This window comes from Vibrio sp. V42_P2S4T144 (assembly GCF_009904715.1).
Taxonomy (GTDB): domain Bacteria; phylum Pseudomonadota; class Gammaproteobacteria; order Enterobacterales; family Vibrionaceae; genus Vibrio; species Vibrio alginolyticus.
This window is the reverse complement of the sequence record NZ_WXWS01000659.1, coordinates 1-3,725: the sequence shown is the minus strand read 5'-3', so window position 1 is coordinate 3,725 and position 3,725 is coordinate 1. Positions and strand designations below refer to the sequence as shown.

The 3,725-nt window shown below is 43.2% G+C and carries 1 protein-coding gene and 1 pseudogene; both read right to left on the bottom strand.

All coding sequences use genetic code 11. The annotated features are described in order from the left end of the window. Window positions 1–378 precede the first annotated feature (378 nt). Window positions 379–2,384 (bottom strand): annotated as a pseudogene (ligA, locus tag CAG68_RS21335) (NAD-dependent DNA ligase LigA). A gap of 90 nt (window positions 2,385–2,474) precedes the next feature. After that, entirely contained in the window at window positions 2,475–3,431 is a 957-nt protein-coding gene (gene zipA, locus CAG68_RS21330; protein ID WP_017819969.1) for a cell division protein ZipA, read from the bottom strand. Window positions 3,432–3,725 lie beyond the last annotated feature (294 nt).

Genomic DNA, 3,725 nt, shown 5'->3' with positions numbered 1-3,725 from the left:
CCGTGTATCCACGTGATTAAGACTAACTTCGCAGCTAAAAACATCCAAATGGAACTTATTTTTTTTCTAAAAAAATATGAGCCACTCCAAAGTTCCATATAACTTATTGATCCAGATCTTATTTTTAACAACACCAACACAACTCAACAAAATATCATTTAAAATCAAACATTTAAATTTAGCCTGAAAGTATCAACTTGAAGTCACTCGCAGACTAAAAAAGCCAAAAAAACCAATACCCCAAGGTTCGATCTTGATCACTGAAAAGAACAAAGGCATCAATTACTCAATAAAAAAACACTTAATTATGAACAAGAAAAAGCCCCGCATGCTTACCATACGGGGCTTTTAGTTATTTTTTAGCTTTTTTGAGAAGACTTAATTCATCAATTCGAGTAAGTCTTGTTCTGTTTTAATTTCGATACCCAGTTCTTGTGCCTTTGCGAGCTTCGAACCTGCATTTTCACCAGCAAACAAAATATCGGTTTTCTTAGAAACACTACCCGTCACTTTAGCCCCCAGTGCTTGGAGGGCTTCTTTGGCTTCTGTACGCCCCAGTTGAGAAAGTGTTCCCGTTAATACTACTGTTTTACCTTCTAATGGTAATTCTGCTCAGTAGTATTAATCTCTGGCCAATGAATTCCTTGTTCAAGCAAATCTTTAACCACCGCTTGGTTCTGTTCTTCACTAAAGAAAGTCGTAATATGTTGAGCAACCACAGCACCGATGTCTTGCACTTCAATCAACTGCTCTTCGGTAGCATTTTGGATCGCTCCCAACGTTTTAAAGTGCATTGCTAAGTTTGCTGCGGTTGCCTCGCCAACTTCACGGATCCCCAGTGAATACAAAAACCGAGGTAAAGTTGTTTCTTTGGATTTTTCTAACGCATTCACAATATTCTGCGCAGACTTTGGTCCCATGCGATCTAGTACGGTTAAAATCCCCGCTGATAACTTAAATAAGTCAGCAGGAGTTTTCACCATCTCACGATCAACAAGCTGCTCGATCACTTTATCGCCTAAACCGTCAACGTCTAACGCTTTACGAGAAACAAAGTGTTTTAGCGCTTGTTTGCGTTGGGCTTGGCAAACTAAGCCCCCCATACAACGTGTTACCGCTTCTCCTTCGATCCGCTCAACATGCGAACCACAAACAGGACACTGAGTTGGGAAAACAATATCTCGAGCTGTTTCTGGTCGACGCTCTTTGATGACAGAAACGACTTGCGGAATAACATCGCCAGCACGGCGGATCACAACGTGATCACCAATCTTGACTTGCAGACGTTCTATCTCATCTGCGTTATGAAGCGTCGCATTACTTACCGTTACCCCACCAACAAATACAGGCTCTAGTTTAGCAACAGGTGTAATCGCACCAGTGCGACCGACTTGGAACTCCACTTCATTCAGTGTCGTCATTTCTTCCTGAGCTGGAAATTTGTAGGCAATCGCCCAACGTGGAGCGCGAGCAACAAAACCCAGACGCTCTTGCACGGCAATATCGTCAATTTTAATAACGACACCATCGATCTCATAAGGGAGGGCATCACGACGCTGCAATATATCTTGGTAGTAAGCTTTTACATCCGCCAAGCTTTCAACTCGCTTAGTTTCCGGACACATTGGCAGTCCCCAAGATTTGATTTGCAAAAAGCGTTCGTAATGACTTGCTGCCAATTCTGCACCTTGCACCACGCCTACACTGTATGCATAGAAGCTAAGCGGACGAGAAGCCGTAATACGTGAATCCAATTGTCGTAAGCTACCTGCCGCAGCGTTACGTGGATTAACAAAGATTTTCTCGCCTTTCTTCCTTGCTAATTCATTGAGCTTTTCAAACCCAGCTTTCGGCATAAAGACTTCACCACGAACTTCAAGACGATTTGGCCAGTCATTACCTCTGAGTTTTAAAGGAATAGCTTTAATCGTACGCACATTCTCTGTGATGTTTTCACCCGTAGTACCATCGCCTCGAGTGGCCGCCTGAACTAAAACGCCATTCTCATATAACAAACTTACGGCGAGTCCATCCAATTTAGGCTCACAACAGTATTCTTTCACACTCTGGCTGCCCACGCGCTCTTGTGCGCGCTTGTGGAAACTATCGAGTTCACTATCATCAAACGCGTTATCAAGCGAAAGCATCGGTACTTCATGTGTCACTTGGCTAAACGCAGAGAGAGGTTGCCCACCGACACGTTGGCTTGGCGAGTCTACGGTTATTAAGTCAGGGTTCTCAGCTTCAATATCCAGTAACTCTCGCATTAAACGGTCGTACTCGGCATCAGGGATCTCTGGGTTATCTTCCACGTAGTAACGCACAGCGTGGTAATGCAACGACTCTTTTAGTTCTTCTAGTCGCTGAAGTACTGATTCAGACATAGTAAAGCCCCGTGTATTTTCAATCGGTGAGGTTGGGAAATCCAAGAAAAAGGGCTCCATCCGGAGCCCTATTATTATTTGCTGTTAAGATTATGCGTTAGCGGCATTAAACTCAACTATTTGACGTCGATAAGATGCTAAACGATCTGGCGTCATTAAGTTGCGCTGGTCATCAAGTACGTTACCACCTAAGTCATCAGCAATTTGCTGCGCAGTTCGGAGCATTAAGTTGAAGTTCTGTTCAGCCTCGCCATAACAAGGCAATGTCATGAAGAATGAAATACCCTTCGTTGTAAACTCAGCAGGATCAGCATGTTCAAACGTACCAGGGTGCATCATATTAGCGACGCTAAACAGCACTTTGCCGTTACCGGACAAGTCGACATGACGATGGAAAATATCCATCTCGCCATAAATTAGACCGTTTTGTTGCATACTTTCAAATAAAGCAGTACCAACAAATGGCTCTTCACCAGCACAGTGCACATTCAATACAATCACTTGCATTTCAGGTTCTGGCTTTGGCTCTTCCTTAGGCTCTGCAACGACAGGCTCACTAACCGTTTCGACTTGCTGTTCTTTCTCCGTAATATCAAACGCGGCGGGAATAACTTCTTCTTCCACAGCAGGCTGGAATGGCTCTTCAGCTACTGTTGCTTGAACAACAGGCTCAACGTCCTCTTCTTTATCTTTTTCTGCAACAAATGAAGGGATGTCATCCGGCTCCTGCTGCGTCTGTTTGACTTCAGATGGACCACCGAATAACGGGTCAGATTCAAACTTGTTGTCGAAAGAACTCGCCATCCCAAAATCTGGTTCTTTGCGATCTTTGCGAATGATCTCAAAGTCATCTTCAGGAGCGGGAGCGAAGTCTCGTTCTTTCTCAACAAGATCATTTTTGTCTTCTTGGTCAACATCCAGCTTACCAAGTGGCTTGTTACCAAACTTTGCTTTGCCTTCTTTTTTACTGCTCCATAAACCATGAAACAGTAATGCCGCGATGGCTAATGCGCCAACAACAATGAGTACGAATCGCAATTCCTGCATTATTTACTCTCAATATACTTGTTTTTACTACTCGCAGTTCCTTGAGCAGCAACCCAAGTGCAATAAATCTGAATGATACGTTTACTTTACCAAAACTATATGTAGATTTAGAACAACTTAATGCAAGAAGTTCCGTTTTTTGTTGTGATTCTTGCCACGATTCCACTTAACAAGACGTCATTTGTCAGGGCTTTGAAAGAAAAGTCCTCACAGGTACAATGAGTTTTCATTTACACGAAGCCAAAATAGACATGAAGAAAAACAATCAGCAGAGAACCGGGTTCGGTTATTTTC

Coding starts and splice junctions, on each gene's coding strand:
- zipA (WP_017819969.1), bottom strand. CDS start 3,431: ATGCAGGAATTGCGATTCGTACTCATTGTTGTTGGCGCATTAGCCATC.